General features: G+C 71.4%; 21 protein-coding genes. 6 read left to right on the top strand and 15 right to left on the bottom strand.

The window, feature by feature from the left end; translation table 11 throughout:
- The first annotated feature begins 111 nt into the window (after window positions 1–111).
- Together ACFYY6_RS26675 and ACFYY6_RS26670 are read left to right on the top strand one after the other, a co-directional pair.
- Window positions 112–1,134, top strand: coding sequence for a bifunctional lytic transglycosylase/C40 family peptidase (locus ACFYY6_RS26675; protein ID WP_351523652.1), 1,023 nt, complete (start codon window positions 112–114; stop codon window positions 1,132–1,134).
- A gap of 346 nt (window positions 1,135–1,480) precedes the next feature.
- Complete coding sequence (locus ACFYY6_RS26670) at window positions 1,481–2,212, top strand: phosphatase PAP2 family protein (protein WP_351523654.1); 732 nt, start codon at window positions 1,481–1,483, stop codon at window positions 2,210–2,212.
- 122 nt (window positions 2,213–2,334) lie between these two features.
- Here the strand turns inward: ACFYY6_RS26670 and ACFYY6_RS26665 are convergent, their stop codons facing one another.
- The gene (locus tag ACFYY6_RS26665; protein ID WP_388650741.1) at window positions 2,335–3,996 is read right to left on the bottom strand and encodes an FAD-binding oxidoreductase; all 1,662 of its coding nucleotides are present in this window, start codon (window positions 3,994–3,996) and stop codon (window positions 2,335–2,337) included.
- An 85-nt stretch (window positions 3,997–4,081) separates the two neighbouring features.
- A complete protein-coding gene (locus ACFYY6_RS26660) occupies window positions 4,082–4,270 on the bottom strand; it encodes a hypothetical protein (protein WP_351523657.1) in 189 nt (62 codons plus the stop codon).
- A 133-nt stretch (window positions 4,271–4,403) separates the two neighbouring features.
- On the opposite strand from ACFYY6_RS26660, the gene ACFYY6_RS26655 reads away from it, so the two are divergent.
- Window positions 4,404–5,309: a hypothetical protein gene (locus tag ACFYY6_RS26655; RefSeq protein ID WP_351635117.1), complete on the top strand. Its 906-nt coding sequence runs from the start codon at window positions 4,404–4,406 to the stop codon at window positions 5,307–5,309.
- A 441-nt stretch (window positions 5,310–5,750) separates the two neighbouring features.
- Window positions 5,751–5,945 (top strand): hypothetical protein, encoded by a 195-nt coding sequence (locus tag ACFYY6_RS26650; protein WP_351524655.1) that lies wholly within the window; start codon window positions 5,751–5,753, stop codon window positions 5,943–5,945.
- A 291-nt stretch (window positions 5,946–6,236) separates the two neighbouring features.
- Here the strand turns inward: ACFYY6_RS26650 and ACFYY6_RS26645 are convergent, their stop codons facing one another.
- The gene (locus ACFYY6_RS26645) at window positions 6,237–6,683 is read right to left on the bottom strand and encodes a metal-sensitive transcriptional regulator (RefSeq protein ID WP_351524654.1); all 447 of its coding nucleotides are present in this window, start codon (window positions 6,681–6,683) and stop codon (window positions 6,237–6,239) included.
- 201 nt (window positions 6,684–6,884) lie between these two features.
- Between ACFYY6_RS26645 and ACFYY6_RS26640 the strand changes: the two genes are divergently transcribed.
- Both ACFYY6_RS26640 and ACFYY6_RS26635 read left to right on the top strand, forming a co-directional pair.
- Window positions 6,885–7,505 (top strand): DUF47 family protein, encoded by a 621-nt coding sequence (locus ACFYY6_RS26640; protein ID WP_351524653.1) that lies wholly within the window; start codon window positions 6,885–6,887, stop codon window positions 7,503–7,505.
- Window positions 7,506–7,510: 5 nt separating this feature from the next.
- The gene (locus tag ACFYY6_RS26635) at window positions 7,511–8,509 is read left to right on the top strand and encodes an anion permease (protein WP_389195491.1); all 999 of its coding nucleotides are present in this window, start codon (window positions 7,511–7,513) and stop codon (window positions 8,507–8,509) included.
- 182 nt (window positions 8,510–8,691) lie between these two features.
- Here ACFYY6_RS26635 and pstB read toward each other — a convergent pair whose 3' ends face one another.
- The 12 genes from pstB to ACFYY6_RS26575 form a co-directional block, all read right to left on the bottom strand.
- The gene (gene pstB / locus ACFYY6_RS26630) at window positions 8,692–9,468 is read right to left on the bottom strand and encodes a phosphate ABC transporter ATP-binding protein PstB (RefSeq protein WP_351524652.1); all 777 of its coding nucleotides are present in this window, start codon (window positions 9,466–9,468) and stop codon (window positions 8,692–8,694) included.
- 63 nt (window positions 9,469–9,531) lie between these two features.
- Complete coding sequence (gene pstA, locus ACFYY6_RS26625; protein WP_351524651.1) at window positions 9,532–10,614, bottom strand: phosphate ABC transporter permease PstA; 1,083 nt, start codon at window positions 10,612–10,614, stop codon at window positions 9,532–9,534.
- Entirely contained in the window at window positions 10,611–11,603 is a 993-nt protein-coding gene (pstC, locus tag ACFYY6_RS26620) for a phosphate ABC transporter permease subunit PstC (RefSeq protein WP_389195488.1), read from the bottom strand. Before pstC ends, pstA begins: the two co-directional genes overlap by 4 nt.
- Window positions 11,604–11,777: 174 nt before the next feature.
- Window positions 11,778–12,914 (bottom strand): phosphate ABC transporter substrate-binding protein PstS, encoded by a 1,137-nt coding sequence (gene pstS / locus ACFYY6_RS26615; RefSeq protein ID WP_351524649.1) that lies wholly within the window; start codon window positions 12,912–12,914, stop codon window positions 11,778–11,780.
- Between the two features lie 383 nt (window positions 12,915–13,297).
- Complete coding sequence (locus ACFYY6_RS26610; protein WP_386608879.1) at window positions 13,298–13,822, bottom strand: NUDIX hydrolase; 525 nt, start codon at window positions 13,820–13,822, stop codon at window positions 13,298–13,300.
- Window positions 13,819–14,826: a CHAD domain-containing protein gene (locus ACFYY6_RS26605; protein ID WP_351524648.1), complete on the bottom strand. Its 1,008-nt coding sequence runs from the start codon at window positions 14,824–14,826 to the stop codon at window positions 13,819–13,821. Before ACFYY6_RS26605 ends, ACFYY6_RS26610 begins: the two co-directional genes overlap by 4 nt.
- Window positions 14,813–17,068, bottom strand: coding sequence for an RNA degradosome polyphosphate kinase (locus ACFYY6_RS26600; protein WP_351524647.1), 2,256 nt, complete (start codon window positions 17,066–17,068; stop codon window positions 14,813–14,815). The genes ACFYY6_RS26605 and ACFYY6_RS26600 overlap by 14 nt, the downstream gene beginning before the upstream one ends.
- A gap of 424 nt (window positions 17,069–17,492) precedes the next feature.
- The gene (locus ACFYY6_RS26595) at window positions 17,493–18,512 is read right to left on the bottom strand and encodes an ABC transporter permease (RefSeq protein WP_389195485.1); all 1,020 of its coding nucleotides are present in this window, start codon (window positions 18,510–18,512) and stop codon (window positions 17,493–17,495) included.
- Entirely contained in the window at window positions 18,509–19,480 is a 972-nt protein-coding gene (locus ACFYY6_RS26590; protein WP_388650733.1) for an ABC transporter ATP-binding protein, read from the bottom strand. The genes ACFYY6_RS26595 and ACFYY6_RS26590 overlap by 4 nt, the downstream gene beginning before the upstream one ends.
- Window positions 19,477–19,887 (bottom strand): GntR family transcriptional regulator, encoded by a 411-nt coding sequence (locus ACFYY6_RS26585; protein ID WP_351524645.1) that lies wholly within the window; start codon window positions 19,885–19,887, stop codon window positions 19,477–19,479. Before ACFYY6_RS26585 ends, ACFYY6_RS26590 begins: the two co-directional genes overlap by 4 nt.
- A gap of 178 nt (window positions 19,888–20,065) precedes the next feature.
- Complete coding sequence (mshD, locus tag ACFYY6_RS26580; RefSeq protein ID WP_351628329.1) at window positions 20,066–20,989, bottom strand: mycothiol synthase; 924 nt, start codon at window positions 20,987–20,989, stop codon at window positions 20,066–20,068.
- Between the two features lie 193 nt (window positions 20,990–21,182).
- On the bottom strand, window positions 21,183–21,332 hold the full coding sequence (locus tag ACFYY6_RS26575) for a hypothetical protein (protein WP_351628332.1): 150 nt from the start codon (window positions 21,330–21,332) through the stop codon (window positions 21,183–21,185).
- Window positions 21,333–21,463 lie beyond the last annotated feature (131 nt).

Below are 21,463 nucleotides of genomic sequence, written 5' to 3'. Positions count from 1 at the left end.
GTGTCACCCGAGGTGCGGGAAGGGCCCGTGAACGACCCCGGTGACCCGGTTGATTCGTACACACCCGCGAAAGTGGCCATGAAAACCGCCCCGATGGGGGATGGTTGAGGGGTGCGCAAATTCTGGGTGATCGGTGGGCTAGGCGTCGGCATGGCCATGTGCTTCGTGACGCTGCTCGTCGTCGGCACGTATTCCGCCGCCGCCGGACTCACGAGTTCCGGCAGGAGCGGGGCGGTCGGGCTGGCGAAGGGCGCGGTGCCGGCGAAGTACCAGGGGCTGGTGCAGAAGTGGGGCAACCTCTGCCCGGCAATCAACCCGGCCCTCCTGGCCGCCCAGCTGTACCAGGAGAGCGGATGGAACCCCCGGGCCGAGAGCCCGGCGGCCGCCCAGGGGATCGCCCAGTTCATCCCGGGCACCTGGGCCGGGCACGGGATCGACGGCAACGGCGACGGCAGACGCGACGTATGGGATCCACAGGACGCGATTCCGTCCGCCGCCTCGTACGACTGCGAGCTGGCCGGGTACGTGAAGAAGGTGCCCGGCGACCAGACGGACAACATGCTCGCCGCGTACAACGCCGGGGCGTACCGGGTGATCCGCTCCGGCGGGGTCCCCAATATCGCGGAGACGAAGAACTACGTCACCATCATCCGGTCGCTGGAGAAGAGTTTCGCCCGGCCCGTGGGGCGGGTGCGGCCCTCGGAGCAGGCGGCCGGGGCCATCCACTTCGCCCAGAACAAGCTCGGCACGCCGTATCTGTGGGGTGGCAACGGCACACCGGAGCAGGGCGGGCGGTTCGACTGTTCGGGGCTGACCCAGGCCGCGTACCGCACCGAGGGGATCGATCTGCCCCGGGTGGCGAACGACCAGTACAACGCCGGGCCGCATCCCTCGCGCGACGAACTGCTCCCCGGTGACCTGGTGTTCTTCTCGGACGACCTGACCAACTCGCGGGCCATTCGGCACGTGGGGCTGTACGTGGGAGGGGGCTACATGATCAACGCGCCGTACACCGGGTCGGTGATCCGGTTCGACAAGATCGACACCCCCGATTACTTCGGCGCGACCCGCGTGACGAGGGAAGGGGCCGCGGCCCTCCCGACCGACCTTCCCGGCGACCGTCCGGAGGTCTGACGCGGCGACGGCGGTGGCCAGAACTCTCCGTAAGGCCCAGGCCCTGAGCTGCGACGATGAGTCACTCTTCGATAACGTCATAGTGATCATTCGGTGGAGAGTGGAACGCGCGCACGGACCGCGTCGTTCCCTGGGTGGACTGGATGACCCGGGTGGACCGGGCGGCCCGCGGGCAGCTGTGAGCCGACCGCGCGCACGCCCTCCGGACCGGCCCTCGCCGGCAGGTCCGTACGGACGGGTCCGCACGGGCAGCGCAGCCACGCGGTGATCGAACCAACACGGGGGTTCGTCAGGGCGGTGCACGGGTGTGCCCCGCGTCAGCAGACAAGACAAGGGGCCGCAGCGGATGGCTGGACTCGCAATGGATGGGTCGAACCCCGACGTCGGCCTGCTCTACGAGATCAACGGGCTCGCGAAGTCCGCCCCCGCCTGGTTCGACCGGATCATGGGGTTCGTGGGCGAGTACGGGATCATGCTCGGCATGGTCCTGGTGGTCCTGTGGTGCTGGTGGAGCGTGCGCCGGCGCGGCACGGCCGAGGACTCGGTGACGGCGGTCGCCGGGATCGTCTGGGCGCCGCTCGCCGCCGGGATCGCGCTGCTCGTCAACATCCCCATCCGCGGATTCGTGGAACGGCAGCGTCCGTTCCGCGAACACGCGGGGCTGGAGGTCCTCGTGGAGGGGAAGAACGACTTCTCCTTCGTGAGCGATCACGCCACGATGGCCATGGCTCTGGCGGTCGGACTCTTCGTGGTCAACCGGAAGTTCGGTGTCGTCGCGATCGGCCTGGCCCTCCTGGAGGGCTTCTGCCGGATCTACATGGGTGTCCATTACCCGACCGACGTCGTCGGCGGACTGGCGCTCGGCACGGCGGTCGCCCTGCTGCTCTCCCCGCTCGCGATGATGCTGCTGACGCCGTTGACGGCGGCCGTCTCCCGCTCGGACCGCCTCGGACGGCTCGTCAGGTCGCGCGGTGCGTCGTCGGCGGCGAGGCCCGGTGGCCGGACGGGGACGATCGGGATTCCCGAGCCGCGCCCGGGGTCGGTCTGCCGGGACGGTGAGAAGGACCTGGCCGCGTAGGCCGCGCTTCGAACTCGTGCGCCGGTCGGCCGGGCCGACGCGCTGCCCGTCGGGCCCGGGGCCCGGAGCGCCGCTCCGCCGGTTCCGGGCCGCGATGTGGTGGTGCGTCAGAAGCCGAGGAATCAGAGGGCCTGCGGGAACGAGAACAGGCGCTCGGGGTCGTAGCGCTTCTTCAGGTCCGTCAGACGCTCGGCGGCCGTGCCGTAGTAGGCCCGGCGCCAGTCGCCCAGCGAGGGATCCGGGTAGTTCTGGTACGCCGCCCCGGACGCGTACCGGCCCATCGCCATGTGGGTGTTTTTCAGCCAGTCCTGCTGTGCGCTGCCCGCCGTGCCGTGCTCCCAGGCACCGACGTACTGGGCCAGGACGCGTGAACGGCGGTGGACGAACGCCGTGGCCCGAGGGGCGACCCGGTTGATCGCGCCGCCGAGCGCGGTCAGCGTGATGGTGCCCGCGCCGCCCCCGGAGACCGGGACGCGGGTGAACGCCTCGGCCCGGTCGAGGAGGGCGCCGACGCCCGCCGGGGACAGCGAGCGGTCGTAGAAGTCGGAAGCGGCGGCGTACGTCTCCCGCTGGAGCGTGCCCTGCTCGGTGCGGCCGGGCGTCGAACCCGGCAGATGGCACTGGGCGTCGGTGATGCCCGCGCAGCCCGCGTACCCGAGCATCGCCTCCTGGTAGCCGCGCCGGCGCAGCGACACGGAGGACGCAGGGGCGCCGATCCGGTCGGCGAGACGGTCGACGGCGTTCTGCAGCTCGTCGTACGTGCCGAGACCGAACGCGGCCACCGTGACGGTCGGGCCGCCGCCCGGACCGGCGGCGAGGTGCAGCGAGGACCAGATCTCGTCGGGCTGCGACGGCCCCCACTCCTGCCACGCCGTGACGGCGGAACGGGCCCGCGACCAGGGCCAGGACAGGTAGGCGGTGACGGCCTGCGGGGTCGGGCGGGTGCGGAACGTCAGCTCGGTGACCACGCCGAAGTTGCCGTTGCCCGCACCGCGCAGCGCCCAGAAGAGGTCCGGGTGGTGGTCCGCGTCCGCGGTGACGGTCCTGCCGTCGGCCGTGACGAGGGTGGCGGAGGTGAGGCTGTCGCAGGTCAGACCGTACGCGCGGGAGGCGACGCCGTGGCCGCCGCCGAGGGTGAGGCCCGCGATGCCGACCGTGGGGCAGGAGCCGCCGGGGATCGTCAGGCCGTGGCGGGCGAGGCCCTGGTAGACCTCGATGAGTCTGGCGCCCGCGCCGATCGTGCCGTTCCGTTCGACGCGCGACAGCGACGAGACGTCGATGACGAGGCGTCCGTCGCCGCTCGACCAGCCCGCGTAGGAGTGGCCACCGCCCCGGATCGACACGGGGGTGCCCGTGCGGCGGGCGAAGGCCAGGCATTCGCGGACATCCGCAGCGTGCCCCACGTAGGCCACGGCGGCGGGCTTCAGACCGTCGAACCGGGTGTTGTAGAGCTGACGGGCAGTCGGGTAGTCCCCGTCCCGGGGCCGTACGAGCCTGCCGTCGAGGCCCTTCGCGAGGGCGGACCAGTCGGCCGGACCGGCGGGGGAGGGTTTCGACGAGAGGGATGGGTCCGGTGAGGCGGGTGAGCCGGGGGCGGTCCCGCCCGAGGCGCCCGAAGTGCCCGACGCTCCTCCCGTTCCCGCCGGATCGTCGCCGGGCACGGAAGCGTTGTCGCACGCGCTCGCGGCGCCGGCGAGCACCGCGACGGCGCCCGCGGTGAGCACCGCGCGCCGGCCCGGCCCCGTGCGCGGTTGGGGCACGGGGGGCTGATGGGGCGTGTTCATCGGACCTCCGGGGCATGGGCCGGTGCGGGCCGTCAGGTGGGGGGAGAGGCCGGGCGCGAGGTGAGTGGGGGTGTGCGGCGTGGGGTCAGGGCGAGGCGCGGTGCTCCGAGGCGTCGGCCCGGGCCCGGTCGCGGGAGCGGCGGGCCGGTCCCGACCATCCGCAGGCGCAACGGGCGATGCAGAACGAGCCGCGTTCCACAGTCGTGGGTTCGTGTCCGAAGGACGTGGGAGCGGGGGCGGCCGGCGGGGCCTCTGGGGTGTGTTGGACGTACACCCGTCCACGGTACTGGGCGCCGCCACTCGGCGGTGTGGCGTTCGGGAACGGCGTGACGGGGGACACGGGTTGTCGTTATCCGGAACGGATGGGGGGCTCGGGCAAGCGGTACGGCGTTGGGGGTTGACAGGCGATGGTGGTGCAGCGGCACAGGTCCGGAGGCGGGGCGCGCGCTGTCTGCGCCCTCGCCGTGGTGGGCGTGATGGCGGCGACCGCCGGATGCGGGGGTGATCGGGGCCGCGGCGACAGCACCGTGGCCGACGAGCGGGGCGGGGCCGACTCGCTCGACGCGGTCCGCCGTGCGGCCGAGGTGCTCGGCGGGACGGTGTCCGGCACCGGAACGGGGACGGTGGCTGGAGCCGGGGGCGGGGACGTCGGGGGAAGCGCCCGGGTGCGTACGTCGATGCAGACCGCGGCGGGCGGGACGCGGGTGACGATCAGGGGCCGCGGGGCGTACGACTTCCGCAGGCGCGCCGGCCGGCTGGAGGTCGTACTGCCCGAGGACGCCGCCGGGGCGGACGGGCACCGCCCCGTCACCGAGCTGCTGGTCCCCGACGCGCTGTACATGATGAATCGCGGCGCCGGGGTGCCCGCGGACAAGTGGGTCAAGGTCGACACGACGACGCTGGCGGACGGCAATCTGGTCACCGGCGGGGTGACCGACCCCATGATCGCGGCGGAACTGCTGCGCGGGGCACGGCAGGTGGAGTACGTGGGGCAGGCGGTGCTCGCCGGTGTGAGCGTGCGGCACTACCGAGGGGTTTCGGACATCGGGCGGGCGGCCCGCGAGGCGTCACCGCAATCGCGCGGGGCGCTGGTCGCGGCGGCGAAAGGATTTCGCACCCGAACCGTGCCGTTCGACGTGTACCTGGACGAACAGGGGCGGCTGCGTGAGGTGCGCCACCGGTTCGCCTTCGCCGACGCGGGGCCCGCGGTGGAGGTGACGTCGACGACGTCGCTGTCCGATTTCGGGGTGCCCGTCTCCGTCCGGCTGCCGGACGACGACGACATCTACACCGGGAAGATCGAGGAGCGCTAGTGCTGTGACCGGGAAGGTTTGCCGGGTGGCTCGCGACGTCCGGTGCGGTACATCGCAAGGCGGAGCATCGTCCGCGTACTGGACGTACGCGGGTGATGCGACAACACCGCGAGGTGCCGTGCCGGGCATCGCGAGCCGGTGAACCTTCCCGGTCACAGCACTAGGCGGGGCGCGGAACGGCTTCGTGTGCCGGTACGTCTGTGGAGCACGTGTCGGCACGGCGGCCGGCGCGATGGTGGAACGGAGGACGGGATACGCGTCGGCACGGCGGCGGGTGCGTCCCGGCCGGGGCGGCGGTGGCGGGCGCGAGCGGCCGGGCGGGCCGGGCGGGGTCGGACGTAGGCAAGCCGGCGGAGCAGAAATGGTCCGTCCGTGCCATGCGCGGTGCGTGCTCCGCTCCCTACGCTGGGAAGTCGGCGACGGCAATGAGAGGTGAGTGGCGTGGTGACGCTCGGCACACGGACCGAATCCGACCATGTGGCTCTCGCCGAGATCGAGCTCTGCGGCGAGCTGATGATCGCAGCGTCGGCCGCGATCGGGGAGCGGCTCAGCTCCGCCCGCATCGACGAGGTGCTGAACGTGGGGGTGGTCGCCGAGCGGGCCACCGCTCCCCGGTCCGGTGACCGCCTGGCCTGACCAGTGGTCCTTCCGGCAACGTTCGCCCCGCCACGCCGCCCGGCACCTCCCCAGGCCCACACCTTCGTTCGAGCAGGGGAGATCCCGTCCGAGGGCTTCCGGCCGCCTTGCGATCGCACGCGCCGGACGACGCTCCTTCCGGGCAGATCTTTCCGGTCACGGTACCGGTGGTGATCCGGTTCGTCCTGTTCGATCATCCGCCGTGACGGGTGATGCCCGGGGCCCGGTCGGCGCCCGCCGGGCGTGACCGGTCGTCGCCCGGCCCGCCCGGCTGCGGGCCGGACCCCGTCGTCAGGTGCGGAGCAGGCGGGCGATGGCCTTGGTGGCCTCCTCGACCTTGGCGTCCACCTCGTCGCCCCCCTTGAGCGCGGCGTCCGCCACGCAGTGCCGCAGATGCTCCTCCAGCAGCTGGAGCGCGAAGGACTGGAGGGCCTTCGTGGACGCCGAGACCTGGGTGAGTATGTCGATGCAGTAGACGTCCTCGTCGACCATGCGCTGCAGGCCGCGGATCTGGCCCTCGATCCGGCGCAGCCGTTTGAGGTGCTCGGCCTTCTGGTGGTGGTAGCCGTGGATGCCCCGGTCGTGGTCGGTGACGACCGGCTCGGCCGCCCCGGTGGTGGCGGAACCGGCCACGGGGTCGGGGGCGGTCGAGGCGCCCGAGGTCGTGGCATCCGCCGTGGCGTCGGCGCTCGCGGTGCCGGCGTCCGAGGTGGTCGCGGCGGTCCCGGTGGTGGTCATGGCTGCCTCCCGTATTCCCTTTACTACTGCCATTCGTATACCCCTGGTGGGTATAGCTTAACGAATTCTGCCGAAACGTGACCGGGGGTCCGTGCTGATCTCCGCGCCCCATGCGGGACACTGAAGAACGCCGGTTAGCCGTGGCCGGATGATGCGCCTAGCATCAGCCTGACCGAATCCAAAGCACCCCGAGGACCCCACGTGCGCTTTCGTCTGACCCCCAGGGAGACGAGCTTCTACGACATGTTCTCCGCCTCCGCGGACAACATCGTCACGGGCTCGAAACTCCTGATGGAAATGCTGGGGGCGGACCCTGCCTCCCGAGCCGAGATCGCGGAGCGCATGCGGGCAGCGGAGCACGCGGGGGACGATGCCACCCACGCGATCTTCCACCAGCTGAACTCCTCTTTCATCACGCCGTTCGACCGCGAGGACATCTACAGCCTCGCTTCGTCGCTCGACGACATCATGGACTTCATGGAGGAGGCCGTCGACCTGGTCGTGCTGTACCAGATCGAGGAACTCCCCAAGGGCATCGCGCAGCAGATCGAGGTGCTGGCCCGCGCGGCCGAGCTGACCGCCGAGGCGATGCCCGGGCTGCGGACCATGGACAATCTCACCGAGTACTGGATCGAGGTCAATCGCCTGGAGAACCAGGCCGACCAGATCCACCGCAAACTGCTCGCCCATCTCTTCAACGGCAAGTACGACGCCATCGAGGTGCTGAAGCTCAAGCAGATCGTGGACGTACTGGAAGAGGCGGCCGACGCGTTCGAGCACGTCGCCAATACGGTGGAGACCATCGCGGTCAAGGAGTCCTGAACCACGTGGACACCTTTGCGCTGATCGTGACCATCGGGGTCGCGCTCGGCTTTACGTATACGAACGGCTTCCACGACTCGGCGAACGCCATCGCCACCTCCGTCTCCACCCGGGCGCTCACCCCGCGTGCCGCGCTGGCGATGGCGGCGGTGATGAATCTCGCGGGCGCGTTTCTCGGCAGTGGTGTCGCCAAGACCGTCAGTGAGGGTCTGATCGCGACGCCCGAAGGCGACAAGGGGATGGGAATCCTCTTCGCCGCCCTCGTCGGTGCCATCATGTGGAACCTCGTCACCTGGTATTTCGGGCTTCCGTCCTCCTCCTCGCACGCATTGTTCGGCGGCATGGTCGGCGCGGCGCTCGCCGGCGGGACGATGGTCCACTGGGACGGGGTGATCGACAAGATCGTCATCCCGATGTTCCTCTCGCCCGTCATAGGGCTGGTCGTCGGCTATCTGGTGATGGTCGTGATCATGTGGATCTTCCGGAAGACCAATCCGCACAAGGCCAAGCGCGGTTTCCGGATAGCGCAGACGGTCTCGGCGGCGGGCATGGCGCTCGGCCATGGGCTCCAGGACGCGCAGAAGACCATGGGTGTCGTGGTGATGGCCCTGGTCATCGCGGACATCGAGAGCCCGGAGGATCCGATTCCGGTCTGGGTGAAGCTGGTCTGCGCGCTGATGCTGTCACTGGGCACGTACGCGGGCGGCTGGCGCATCATGCGCACGCTGGGCCGGAAGATCATCGAGCTGGATCCGCCGCAGGGGTTCGCGGCGGAGACCACCGGCGCGTCGATCATGTTCGGCTCGGCGTTCCTGTTCCACGCGCCGATCTCCACCACGCATGTGATCACCTCCGCGATCATGGGCGTGGGCGCCACGAAGCGGGTGAACGCGGTGCGCTGGGGCGTCGCCAAGAACATCATCCTCGGCTGGTTCATCACCATGCCGGCCGCGGCCCTGGTCGCCGCCGCCAGCTACGGGGTCGTGCTGCTGCTCTTCGGCTGACGAACGGCCGTGAGGGCCGCCGGCACGCGCCGGTACGGAAGTCGGGTCCGCCCCGCTTCCCCGTGGGGGGAGCGGGGCGGACCCTTTGCCTTACGGGTGGCACCGCCATGCAGCACCCAAAGGCCATCCTTGGGGGTCGGGGATCCGGCCCTCCGCCGGTCCGGAGGAGGGCCCGGCCTCCGTTATCCGAACCGGCCCGAGATGTAGTCCTCGGTGGCCTGGACGGACGGGTTGGAGAAGATGCGCTCCGTGTCGTCGATCTCGATCAGCTTGCCGGGCTTGCCGACCGCCGCGAGGTTGAAGAACGCCGTGCGGTCCGAGACGCGGGCCGCCTGCTGCATGTTGTGCGTCACGATGACGATCGTGAAGCGCTCCTTCAGCTCGCCGATCAGGTCCTCGACGGCGAGGGTGGAGATCGGGTCCAGGGCGGAGCAGGGCTCGTCCATCAGCAGCACCTCCGGCTCGACCGCGATCGCGCGGGCTATGCACAGACGCTGCTGCTGACCGCCGGAGAGGCCGGAGCCGGGCTTGTTCAGCCGGTCCTTGACCTCGTTCCAGAGGTTGGCGCCGCGGAGCGACTTCTCGACGATGTCGGGAAGCTCGCTCTTCTTGTACGAGCCGTTCAGCCTGAGGCCCGCCGCGACGTTGTCGAAGATCGACATGGTCGGGAACGGGTTGGGGCGCTGGAAGACCATGCCGACCGTGCGGCGCACGGTGACCGGGTCGACGCTCGGCCCGTACAGGTTCTCGTCGTCCAGCAGCACCTTGCCCTCGACGCGGCCGCCGGGGGTGACCTCGTGCATGCGGTTGAGGGTGCGCAGGAAGGTGGACTTGCCGCAGCCGGAGGGGCCGATGAAGGCGGTCACGGAGCGGGGCTCCACGGTCATCGAGATGTCCTCGATGGCGAGGTGGGAGCCGTAGTAGGCGGACAGGCCGCTGACGTCGATGCGCTTGGCCATCTGAATCACTGCTTCTTTCTGTGGCCGCGTCGGCGGCCGGTCACGGGGCGGGAGCCGCACGTATCAGTGCTTCGGGGCCTTCCAGCGGGCGATGCCGCGGGCCACGAGGTTGAGGATCATGACGAAGGCGATCAGCACGAGGGCGGCGGCCCAGGCCCGGTCGTACGACTGCTCGGTGCCGACCTTGTACTGCTCCCAGATGTAGAAGGGGAGCGAGGACTGGGCGCCCGAGAACGGGTTCGTGTTGATCAGCTGGCTGCCGAAGACCAGCAGCATGATCGGTGCGGTCTCACCGGCGATGCGGGCGATCGCGAGCATCACACCGGTGGTGATGCCGCCGAGCGCGGTCGGGAGGACCACCTTCAGGATGGTGCGCCACTTCGGGACGCCCAGGGCGAGCGACGCCTCGCGCAGCTCGTTCGGGACGAGCTTGAGCATCTCCTCGGTGGAGCGGACCACGACCGGGATCATCAGGATCGTGAGCGCCAGCGCGCCCATCAGACCGGACGGGTCGGTCTGCGTCATCAGCATGATCGAGAGGATGAAGAGACCGGCGACGATCGACGGGATGCCCGTCATGACGTCGACGAAGAAGGTGACGGCGCGGGCCAGCGCGCCCCGGCCGTACTCGACCAGGTAGACGGCGGTCAGCATGCCGATGGGGGCGGCGATGAGGGTGGCGAGGCCGACCTGCTCCAGGGTCCCGATCAGCGCGTGGTAGACACCGCCGCTGGCCTCGGAGCCGAGCACCCCGGCCATCGAGTGGGTCAGGAAGTACAGGTCGAGGCGTTCGGCGCCCCGGCTGATCGTCGTCCACAGCAGGGAGGCCAGCGGGGCGACGGCCAGCAGGAAGCACACCCAGACGATGCTGGTGGCGAGCCGGTCCTTGGCCTGGCGCCGGTTCTCCACGACCGAGGTCGTGATGTACGAGATGACGACGAAGAGGAGGGCGGAGAAGAGCCCCCACTGGGTGCGGCTCTCCCAGCCGGCGGCGATGCCGGTGCCGACGCCCAGCACGAGCGCCACGGCCGCGAAGCCGAAGGGAGCCCAGCGGGGGAGCGACCGTGTGCCGAGGCCGGTCCGGGGGGCGACGGTCGCCGCGCGGGCGGGGACCTCCTGGACGCCGGTGTTCGCTGCGTGGCTCATGCGTTGGCCCCCGAGTACTCCTTGCGGCGGGCGATGATGAGCCGGGCCGCGCCGTTGACCAGCAGGGTGAGGACGAAGAGGACGAGGCCGGAGGCGATCAGGGCGTCACGCCCGAACTGGTCGGCCTCGTCGAACTTCGCGGCGATGTTCTGGGCGAACGTTCCGCCACCCGGGTTGAGCAGATGCCCGGAGATGACGAAGCTCGGCGACAGGACCGTGGCGACGGCCATCGTCTCGCCGAGCGCCCGGCCCAGGCCCAGCATCGACGCGGAGATCACGCCGGAGCGGCCGAAGGGGAGCACTGAGAGGCGGATGACCTCCCAGCGGGTGGCGCCGAGGGCGAGGGCGGCCTCCTCGTTCATCCTCGGGACCTGGAGGAAGACCTCGCGGCTGACGCTGGTGACGATCGGCAGGATCATGATCGCGAGCAGGATGCCGACGGTGAACAGCGAGCGGGCGACGCCGACCTCGGTCTTGTCGAAGATGTACGTCCAGCCGAAGAAGTCGTCGAGCCAGAGGTTGAGGCCCTCCAGGTACGGGACCAGGAAGAGGGCGCCCCAGATGCCGTAGACGATGCTCGGCACGGCGGCGAGCAGGTCGACGACGTATCCGAGGGGCGCGGCCAGCTTGCGCGGCGCGTAGTGCGAGATGAACAGGGCGATGCCGACGGCGACCGGGACGGCGATGATCATCGCGACGATCGAGCTGACGACCGTGCCGAAGAGCAGGACCGCGATGCCGAAGACCGGCGGGTCGCCGGCCGGGTTCCAGTCGAAGGCGGTGAAGAAGTTGCCCTCGTTCTTGGAGACGGCCAGTGCGGCGCGGTAGGTGAGGAACACGGCGATCGACGCCATGATCACGAGCAGCAGGATGCCCGAGCCCCGGGAGAGCCCCAGGAAGATCTTGTCGCCCGCGCGCCCGGTACTGGGGGCGCGGCCGGTCGCCGCCGGTGGTACCGGCGGCGTGTCTATCGGTGTGGTGGAAGCCATGGTCTTTCCGGTCTGTGTGGGGGAGCGGCGTGGCTCCCCTGGCGGCGGTGCACCGGATGGGGGGTGGCGGGCCGGTCCGGAGGGGTGCGCCGGACCGGCCTGCCGGGTGTTGCTGGTGTTGCTCTGGTGTTGTGGTGTCGCGCGACGCGTGGTACTGCTCGTCGCGCTTCCGGGTTACGAGAGGGAGGCGATGGTCTCGCGGACCTTGGCGTTGATCTCGGCCGGGATCGGCGCGTAGCCGGCGTCGGTGAGGAGCTTCTGGCCCTCGTCACCGGCGGTGTAGTTCAGGAAGGACTTGACCGTCGGCAGGGTCTCGGACTTGTTGCCCTTGTCGCAGACGACCTCGTAGGTCACCAGGACGATCGGGTAGGCGCCGTCGGCCTTGGTCGCGTAGTCGAGGTCGAGGGCCAGGTCCTTGCCGGTGCCCTTGATCTTGGCGGCGGCGATGGCCTTGGAGGCGTTCTCCGGGGTGGCCTTGACCGGGGTGGCGGCACCGGTGGCGATGTCGACGGTGGGGATCGACTGCGCGGTGGCGTAGCTGAGCTCGAAGTAGCCGATCGAGCCGTCGACGGCCTTCACCTGGGAGGCGACACCGGAGGAGCCGGACGCGGCCTGGCCACCGGGGGCCGGCCACTTCTTCTCGGCCTCGTACTTCCAGTCGCTCGGCGCGGCGGCGTTCAGGTACTTGCCGAGGTTCTGCGTGGTGCCGGAGTCCTCGGAGCGGTGGAAGGGCTGGATCGCCTTGTCCGGGAGCTGGACGCCGCTGTTGAGCTTGGCGATCGCCGGGTCGTTCCACTTCTTGATCTTCGTGTCGAAGATCTTGGCGAGGGTGGGGGCGTCCAGCGTCAGGTTGTCGACGCCCTCCAGGTGGTAACCGATGGCGATCGGGCCGCCGACCATCGGGAGGTTGATGCCCTGGCCGCCCTTGCAGATCTTCTTCGAGTCGGCGACCTCTTCGGGCTTCAGCGCGGAGTCGGAACCGGCGAAGCCGACCGTGCCCTGGTTGAAGGCGATGATGCCTTCACCGGAGGAGGACGACTTGTAGTTGATCTCGACGCCCGAGCACCCGGCCATGTAGTTCTTGGCCCAGAGGTCCATGGCGTTCTTCTGCGCGCTGGAGCCGGAGGCGAGCAGCTGGCCCTTGGCGTCGTCGCACTTGATGTCCGACGCGGCGCTCGTCTTGCCGCCGTTGCCGCCGGCGGACCCGTTGCTGTTGTCGTCCGAACCGCACGCCGTGAGGACCAGGGCGCCGGAGACGGCGAGGGCACCGAGCGCGGTGGCACGAAGCCGGTTCTTGCGCTGAAGCTTCACTTTTCGGGTGTTCCTTCCAGGAGCCGCCGATGCCTTTTTTCTTCTACGACGGCGCGCGATGTGGTGGGTGCTGCGGCTTTTCGCCGTGCACCGTGCACCGCCGAAGTTAGGCAGAACAGGTGAAGCGGTTTACGGGGGCGGGTGAACGGGAGGTGAACCGTGCTGGACGGTGCGGTTCTCGCCACCGGTCGCCCGGTCCGGTCCGGGGGCGGTTCCGGTCCCGGACCGGGGCGCGGTCCGGGAACGGCGGTGGCGCGGGCACGGGCACGGGCCACGAGGCCGGTACGGGAGTGTCGGACGGCCGACGGGCGGGCCGGTGCTGCCGGACACCGGCCGACGGGCCGGGCCGGGAGGTCAGACGGCCGACGGGCCGGGCGGGGAGGTCAGACGGCCCGCAGCCCGGCGAGCCAGACGTCGAGCAGGTCCCGGTCGTGGTCCTGTGTGAGACGAGCCCGGGCGTCCGCCGGGGCGAGCCAGGCCAGCCGGTCGACCTCGGATCCCGGCACGAACGTGCCGCCAGTGGCCTCGGCCGCCCAGTAGGCGACCTCCTTGGGCCGCCCGTTCACGGCGTACCGCACCGTGGGGAGCACGGTCCCCAGCGCGCAGTGGTGTCCGGTCTCCTCCAGGACCTCACGGCGGGCGGCGTCCCGGGCCGACTCGCCGCGCTTCAACTTGCCCTTGGGGTGCGACCAGTCGTCGTAACGGGGCCGGTGCACCAGGCAGATCTCCATGCCGCCGGTGCGTTCCGAACGCCGCCACAGCACGCATCCGGCTGCCAGGACCGGTCCGTTCGCGGAGGGTTTGCCCGCCGGCCTTCCGGCCCGGGCGGCGGCGTCGGTTCCTGCGGCACGGGCGGCGGGCCTTCCGGCGGACGCGGCGTCGGAACCGGGCGCGGGCGGCCTGCTCATGGCGTGGTCACCGCCGCCGAGGTGTACGGCCAGCTCGCCCGGAACATCCCGCGCGCCGCCCCCGCCTCGTGCCGCTGGTCCGCGTGCAGCACCCCGAGGGCGTACGCGGTCGCGGGCGCGATCCGGGGGGTGCGGGCCGCCGATGCCGCCGCCGCGGCGGCCTCCGCCGCATCCCGGTGCAGGTCGAGGGCGCGCCCCGCCGCGGTCAGGACCGGGTCCGGGGCGCCGCGGACCACCTCGTGGGCGTACCGGTGCAGCCGCAGCAGCAGCCGGGTCCGGTGCCAGGGCGCGTCCAGCGCCTCGTTGTACGGCTCGGTTGCCCCGTCCGGCGGCAGCGCGGCCACCACGCCCAGCAGCTGCTGCTCGGCCCGCTCGGCGGGGCCGTGCAGCATCTCGTGGGCCGGTGCGGCGGCCGACGCGGCGAGCGGGACCTCGGAGGCGAGCAGCGCCACGGCGTCGGCCACCGCGTGGAAGCGGGAGGAGCCGAGTGCCTGGAGCGCGGCGGAGTGGGCGCGGGTCCGGGCGAGGGTCAGCTGGCGCTCCAGCAGGGCCCCGGCGCGGGCCGCGCCGACGCCGAGGGCGGCACGGTCCTTGTCGTCGGGTCCGTGGGGTCCGGCCCCCGTTGCCTTGCGGGCGGCGGGCAGTGGTCCGCCGGACACGTGGTGCAGCGCTTCGAGGAGCCGGTTCAGCCGGGTCGCGTAGGCGTGTTCCCGGGCCAGGGTGCCCGACAGCCAGGCCAGTTCGGCGCGCAGATGCTCGGCCCAGGCCGGGTCCAGCACTGCCCGGAAGGTGTGCAGGGTGCCGCCGATCCGGCGCGAGGAGCGGCGCAGCGCAGCGGCGGCCTCCTCGGCGGATCGGGTCCCGGCATCCGAGGATGCGCTGTGCTCGCGGTGCAGGCGCAGGCTGCGGAGGAATTCGGCGGCCCGTTCCTGAAGGTAGGGCGCGAGCACCGCGCCCGCCGTAAGGTCCGCCTGCGTCGTCGTCTGGTGGTCATGGCGTCGCACGCCGGCGCCTCCGGGCGTCAATGAGCATTTCCTGTACGTGCCGCAGTGGCTGGCCGTCCGTGTCCGTGGAATGGCGGGTCCAGTTCCCGTCGGGACCGAGGTGCCAGGAGGAGGTGGTGTCGGCCATGCCGGTCTCCAGGAGCCGGTTGAGTGCGGCGCGGTGGGCGGGGTCGGCGACCCGGACCAGTGCTTCGATCCGGCGGTCGAGGTTGCGGTGCATCATGTCGGCGCTGCCGAACCACACCTCGGGTTCGTCGCCGTTGCCGAACGCGAAGATCCGGGAGTGCTCCAGGAAGCGTCCCAGGACCGAGCGGACCCGGATGTTCTCGGAGAGGCCGGGGACGCCGGGGCGTATCGCGCAGATGCCGCGTACCCAGATGTCCACCGGGACCCCGGCCATCGCCGCCCGGTAGCAGGCGTCGATGACCGCCTCGTCGACCATGGAGTTGACCTTGATGCGCACGTAGGCGGTCCGCCCGGCCCGCTGGTGGGTGATCTCCTTGTCGATCCGGGCGATCAGCCCGTCGCGCAGCGAGCGCGGGGCGACCAGGAGGCGGCGGTAGGTCTCGCGGCGGGAGTAGCCGGAGAGCCGGTTGAAGAGGTCGGAGAGGTCCGCCCCGACCTGCGGGTCCGAGGTCAGCAGGCCGAGGTCCTCGTACAGCCGGGCGGTCTTGGGGTGGTAGTTGCCGGTGCCGACGTGCGCGTAGCGGCGCAGCGTGTCGCCCTCCTGGCGGACGACGAGCGAGAGCTTGCAGTGGGTCTTGAGGCCGACGAGCCCGTAGACGACGTGGCAGCCGGCCTCCTCCAGCTTGCGCGCCCACTTGATGTTGGCCTGCTCGTCGAAGCGGGCCTTGATCTCGACGAGGACGAGGACCTGCTTGCCGGACTCGGCGGCGTCGATCAGGGCTTCGACTATCGGTGATTCGCCCGAGGTCCGGTACAGGGTCTGCTTGATGGCGAGGACGTCGGGGTCCGCGGCGGCCTGCTCCAGGAACGCCTGGACGGAGGTGGAGAACGAGTCGTACGGGTGGTGAAGCAGCACGTCGCGTTCGCGCAGCGCGGCGAAGATGTCGGGCGCGGAGGCGGACTCGACCTCCGCCAGGTCGCGGTGGGTTCCCGCGATGAACTTGGGGTACTTCAGCTCGGGCCGGTCCAGCGACGCGATGCCGAACAGCCCGGTCAGGTCGAGCGGCCCGGGCAGCGGGTAGACCTCGGAGTCGGACACCTTCAGCTCGCGCACCAGCAGGTCCAGCACGTACGGGTCGATGGACTCCTCGACCTCCAGGCGCACCGGCGGGCCGAAGCGGCGCCGCATGAGCTCCTTCTCCAGGGCCTTGAGGAGGTTCTCGGCGTCGTCCTCCTCGACCTCCAGGTCCTCGTTCCGGGTGACCCGGAACATGTGGTGGGCGAGGACCTCCATGCCCGGGAAGAGCTCTTCGAGGTGGGCGGCGATGACGTCCTCTATGGGCACGTACCGCTGCGGCGACGCCTCCAGGAAGCGGGTCAGCAGCGGCGGCACCTTGACCCGGGCGAAGTGGCGGTGCCCGCTGACCGGGTTGCGCACGACGACGGCCAGGTTGAGCGAGAGACCGGAGATGTACGGGAAGGGGTGCGCCGGGTCGACGGCCAGCGGCGTCAGCACCGGGAACACGCGCTGCCGGAAGAAGGTGAACAGGCGGGCCTGCTCCTTCTCGGTCAGATCGGGCCAGCGGATCAGCTGGATGCCCTCGTCGGACAGGGCGGGGGCCACGTCCTGCTGGTAGCAGGCGGCGTGCCGGGCCATGAGTTCGCGCGAGCGGGTCCAGATCAGGTCCAGGACCTCGCGGGGCTGGAGCCCGGAGGCGGAACGGGTGGCGACACCGGTGGCGATGCGGCGCTTGAGCCCGGCCACCCGGACCATGAAGAACTCGTCCAGGTTCGAGGCGAAGATGGCGAGGAAATTAGCCCGTTCGAGGAGGGGGGTCGCCGGGTCCTCGGCCAGTTCGAGCACCCGTTCGTTGAACGCGAGCCAGCTGCGTTCCCGGTCCAGGAACCGGTCGTGCGGCAGCTCGTCGCCGTCGATGTCGGGCTCGTACGCGTCGACGTCGCCGTCGATGTCGGGATCGAGGTCGGCGGCGGTGGACAGGGCGGCCCCGTCGCGTGAGGAAGCGGCAACGGCGTGCGGCCGGTGCGCGGCGAGCGAGCCGACCGACGGCTGCGTGGTGGACCGGACCGGGACCTCGGAGCTGGGCTGCTGGCTCATAAACCCATTCTTCCGCGCCCGGGGCTTCGAGGGCGCGCCGGAGGACGTGAAGACCGCGGGAAACGCGCGGTCCGTACGGTCCGGAGCGCCGTCCGTGTGGACCGGAGCGCCGTCCGTGCGGCTCGTGCGGTTCGTACGGCTCATGGGGGCGGCGGAGTTCGCGCGCCCGGGGCGCCCGGCGCGCGCTTCGGGGACCGTACGGTTTCCGAGGCCCGTGAGGTTCGTGCGGTTCGCGTGGTTCGCCTGGTCTCCGCCGGGATGTCTCCCGTCGTGAGGCGTCGGCACAGCTGGCTGCATTCTGAGAGGGTGGCAAGCCCTTCTGAATGGCTGGTAACGGCGACATGACGTGCAGGAAGCGGTGTGCCGTGCGCGGACCGTCCCGGCCCCCTCGGAAAGGGGGCCGGGACGGTCCTTGGCCGGAGCTTCAGCTGTGCTGACGCCGCAGCACCCGGAACGCGAGGAGGACGGCGAGCGCGGCCAGGGCGAGCAGGATGCCGGTCTCGACGAGCTGGAGCGGCCAGAAGTGCGAGGCGGGGTGGTAGTCGGCGAATTCGGTGACACCGCCGAGCTCGCGCATGCAGGCGTCGGGATCGGCCGCCGTGTAGGCGTCGGGGCAGTCCCTCCAGTGCACCTCCTTGCCCGTGGCCGTGAGCATGCCCGAGTCGACCCACCAGACATCGCCCTTCGGCCGGCGGCCGTCGAGGACCCGGGCCGTCGGCCAGAAGTCCTCGCGTACCCGCTGCTGGATCTTCATCACGAGGCCCAGGACGAGGACGGACACGGCGATGGAGACGACGGTGCGACGCACGAGCAGGGCGATGAGCGCGCCCACGGCGACCGCCAGCAGTACGTACCCGACGGACACCGGCCCCATGACCGGGTACACGCCCTGCTGGTACCAGCCGAGCCCGTAGACGTACGGGCTGTTCATCAGATGGGAACGGCCCCAGTGGTAGACCAGGATCAGGCCGACGGCTCCGCAGGCCATCAGGGCGGCGGGCACCGCGAGCCGCGCCGCCAGCCACTGCGCGGGGGCGCTGGACTGGGTCCAGGCCATACGGAACGTCCCGCTCTCCAGCTCCCGGGCGATCAGCGGGCCTGCCACGAAGGCTCCGACGAGCACGGCGAGCACCATCATGGTGGTGCCGCCGTCCGCCAGGAACGTCTCGGCGCTCGTGCGCGCGTAGGTGGGCTGATAGACGTCGTCGCCGCAGGGGGTCGTGTCGCCGTCGGCGCACAGCTCGTCGCGGCCCGCGACCGTGACCCAGATCCGCAGCACGACCACGGTGCAGATGCCGAGCAGCAGCAGCGCGCCGCAGGCCCACAGAGCGCGCCGGTGCTGGCGCAGGAGAACACGGATCTGCCCGCGCACACCGCCGCGCGAGGCGGTACCGGCAGCCGCGCGCGTGGTGCCCCGCGAGGGGGAGACGCCGATCGCGTTCATGCCGTCACCTCCTCGCGGGCATCGATCCCGGCCCCGGTTCCGGCCTCGGCGCTCGGTGTGAGCAGGGCCGGTGCCTCCGGCGACCGCAGATGGGCCAGCAGCAGCTCCTCCAGCGAGGGCTCCGCCGCCTCCCACACGGCCGTGTCCACCGGGCCCTGCCTGCGCACCAGCGTGGTCTGCACGCGCCCCGCCGTGCGGGACTCGACGACGGTGTGCGGCGCGGTGTCCCGCACCGGGCCGGTGAGCAGCGCGTGCGCGGTGAGGAGGTCGTCCGTCTCGCCGCCCAGCCGGACCCGGCCGCCGTCGACCAGCAGGAGGTAGTCGCAGGCGTTCTCCAGCTCGCCGAGGATGTGCGAGGACATCACGATGGTGGTGGAGTGCTCGGCGGCCTCCGCCATCAGCGCGCCCATCAGCTGATGGCGGGCGAGCGGGTCGAGATCCGCCATCGGTTCGTCCAGCAGGAGCAGTTCGGGCCGCTTGCCGAGGGCGAGGGCCAGCGCGAGCCGGGTGCGCTGACCGCCGGAGAGGGTACGGACCGTCGCGTCGCGCGGGAGGTCCCCGGCGACGCGTTCGGCGGTGTCCTGGTCCCAGCTGTCCGGGTTCAGCTCGGCGCCAGCCCAGAGCGTCCCGGCGACCGTCAGTTGCGGGTACAGCGGCTTGTCCTGGGCCACGAACGCCACCCGCGCCCGCGCCTGGCCGGGCGCCGCGCCCAGCACCCGTATCGCCCCTTCGGCGGGCCGCAGAAACCCCGCGGCCAGGGCGAGCAGGGTGGACTTGCCGGCGCCGTTGGGCCCGACGAGGGCGCACACGCGCCCGGCGGGCAACCGGAACGAACAGTCGCGCAGCGCCCAGCCCCCGCCTCTCCTGTTCCGGTACTGCATGCCGAGGCCGACGGCCTCGATCGCGACGCCTGCCGCCGCGGCGCCTCCCGCGCCCCCCGCGCTCGTGGCTCCTGTCATCCGGGTCATCCGGGCTGATCCCCCTCGAAAGTCCTGTCCAGTACGGCGGTGAAGAGCGCGCTCACGTCGTCCTTCTCCAGGCCGGCCGCGCGGGCCCGCCGGGTCCAGTCGGCGAGTTCGGAGCGCAGCGGGGTGTCGTCGACGGCCGCCGCGCCGCCGAGCGTCCGCGTGACGAAGGTGCCGAGCCCGCGCCGGCCCTCGACCAGGCCCTCGCGTTCCAGCTCCCGGTATGCCTTGAGCACGGTGTTCGGATTGATGGCGGTGGCCTCCACGACCTCCCGTGCGGCGGGCAGCCGGTCGCCGGGCTCCAGCAGGCCGAGCCGGAGGGCCTGTTTGGTCTGCTGGACGATCTGGAGGTACGTGGCGACGCCACTGCGCCGGTCGATGCGGTACTCGATCGCTGCGGGTCCTGCCATGCTTCCCCCCTTTCACTAATTAAGTAGTGAAAGGGTGTTGCAAGAGAGGGGCGGTGTCAAGCGGACATCCGATTCCGGTGTCCGCCTGACACCGCCCCTGGTCACGTCGGGCGGTTCCCGCCGCGGCCCGGGCCCTCGCGCCGCGCGCCCCGCGCAGGTCTGCGGGCCCTGTGCCGGCTCAGGTCTCCGTGCGGTACATCAGGTCCACCTCGTGCGTCGCGAAGCCCATGCGCTCGTAGACGGTCAGGGCGGCCTTGTTGTCCGCGTCGACGTAGAGCATCGCGGTCGGCAGCCCCTGCGCGGCGAGGTGGCGCAGCCCGATCGCGGTGAGCGCCTTGCCGAGCCCGCCGCCCTGCGCGTCCGGCCGGATGCCGAGGACGTACACCTCGCCGAGCTGCTCCTCGGCGTGCACCTTCGTCCAGTGGAAGCCGATCAGTTCGCCGCCGCGCTCGGCGAGGAAGAAGCCCTTCGGGTCGAACCAGGGCTCCGCCTTGCGGTCGTCCAGGTCGCGCTGGGTCAGCGAGCCCTGCTCGGGGTGGTGGGCGAAGGCCGCGCGGTTCACCGCGAGCCAGGCGGCGTCGTCCTCGCCGGGGACGAAGGCGCGGATCGTGACACCGGGCGGAAGCACCGGATCCGGGATGTCCGGCGGGGTCAACGGGCGGCGCAGCTGGCGCAGTTCACGGAAGAGGGAGAGGCCGAGGACCTGGGCCAGATGCCGGGCGGCGGACTTCCCGCCGTGCGCCCACACGCGCAGCCGCTTGCCCGTCACGGCGAGCAGCGCAGCACCGAGCGCTCGCCCGTGCCCCTGCCCGCGGTACGCCGGGTGGACCACCAGCTCGGCGGCCGGTGCCTCTACGGGGTCGGTGTCCTCCAGCTGCGCGTACCCCACCAGGGTCGGTCCGCTGCTGAGCAGCAGGTGCCGCACTCCCTCGCGCCGCCCGCCGCGCAGCTGCAGCCGCCCCTGCTCGGACACGGCCTGCCTGCCGTCGGAGCGGGCCGCCTCGGCGAGCAGATCGGACACCGCCCGGGCCTGTTCGGGGGAGAGGGCGTCGAGCGTCTGGATCGACCGCCCGGGGGCGGGCAGAGGTACGTCAGTCGTCATGTGTACGAGCGTACGGGGGCGAGGCGGCGGTTGGCGGGTGTCACGGGACCGGGAGAGCCGCAACGGCACGGAGCGGGGGGCGGCCGTGGTGCCATGGGCCGAGGCCGGGGGCAGCCACATATGGCTCGGCCTCCTCGTGGCCCAGTCGTCCTCGCGGCTCGGTCTCCGCGGGGGCGCAGGCGCCCTGGGGGGCTCAGCCTCCTGCGCCTCCGCGACGGAGCGCCTCGCGGGTGACCCGGGACAGGTCCTCCGAGCTGGGCATGAGTTCCCGTACACCCGGGGGCAGGGGCGCGTACGTGCTCACCGCGAGCGGCTGGTTCTGCGGCTGGAGGGCGAACTCCACGGGCGTCTCGTCCCGGCTCTCCGCGACGAGGATGCCGAGAGTCTGGTCGTCGCGCTCCGGGTCGCGCAGGAGCTCATGAGGGTGATGACGTGGCCCCGGGGCATGTGCGCAACAGCCTGTTGCGCAAACGA

This window comes from Streptomyces sp. NPDC001750, assembly GCF_042892615.1.
GTDB lineage: Bacteria > Actinomycetota > Actinomycetes > Streptomycetales > Streptomycetaceae > Streptomyces.
This window is presented reverse-complemented; position numbering and strand designations above follow the sequence as displayed.

Coding starts and splice junctions, on each gene's coding strand:
- ACFYY6_RS26665 (WP_388650741.1), bottom strand. CDS start 3,996: ATGAACACGCCCCATCAGCCCCCCGTGCCCCAACCGCGCACGGGGCCG.
- pstC (WP_389195488.1), bottom strand. CDS start 11,603: ATGGCTTCCACCACACCGATAGACACGCCGCCGGTACCACCGGCGGCG.
- ACFYY6_RS26595 (WP_389195485.1), bottom strand. CDS start 18,512: ATGAACGCGATCGGCGTCTCCCCCTCGCGGGGCACCACGCGCGCGGCT.
- pstA (WP_351524651.1), bottom strand. CDS start 10,614: ATGAGCCACGCAGCGAACACCGGCGTCCAGGAGGTCCCCGCCCGCGCG.
- pstB (WP_351524652.1), bottom strand. CDS start 9,468: ATGGCCAAGCGCATCGACGTCAGCGGCCTGTCCGCCTACTACGGCTCC.
- ACFYY6_RS26610 (WP_386608879.1), bottom strand. CDS start 13,822: ATGAGCAGGCCGCCCGCGCCCGGTTCCGACGCCGCGTCCGCCGGAAGG.
- mshD (WP_351628329.1), bottom strand. CDS start 20,989: ATGACGACTGACGTACCTCTGCCCGCCCCCGGGCGGTCGATCCAGACG.
- ACFYY6_RS26670 (WP_351523654.1), top strand. CDS start 1,481: ATGGCTGGACTCGCAATGGATGGGTCGAACCCCGACGTCGGCCTGCTC.
- ACFYY6_RS26600 (WP_351524647.1), bottom strand. CDS start 17,068: ATGAGCCAGCAGCCCAGCTCCGAGGTCCCGGTCCGGTCCACCACGCAG.
- ACFYY6_RS26645 (WP_351524654.1), bottom strand. CDS start 6,683: ATGACCACCACCGGGACCGCCGCGACCACCTCGGACGCCGGCACCGCG.
- ACFYY6_RS26585 (WP_351524645.1), bottom strand. CDS start 19,887: ATGGCAGGACCCGCAGCGATCGAGTACCGCATCGACCGGCGCAGTGGC.
- ACFYY6_RS26655 (WP_351635117.1), top strand. CDS start 4,404: ATGGTGGTGCAGCGGCACAGGTCCGGAGGCGGGGCGCGCGCTGTCTGC.
- ACFYY6_RS26590 (WP_388650733.1), bottom strand. CDS start 19,480: ATGACCCGGATGACAGGAGCCACGAGCGCGGGGGGCGCGGGAGGCGCC.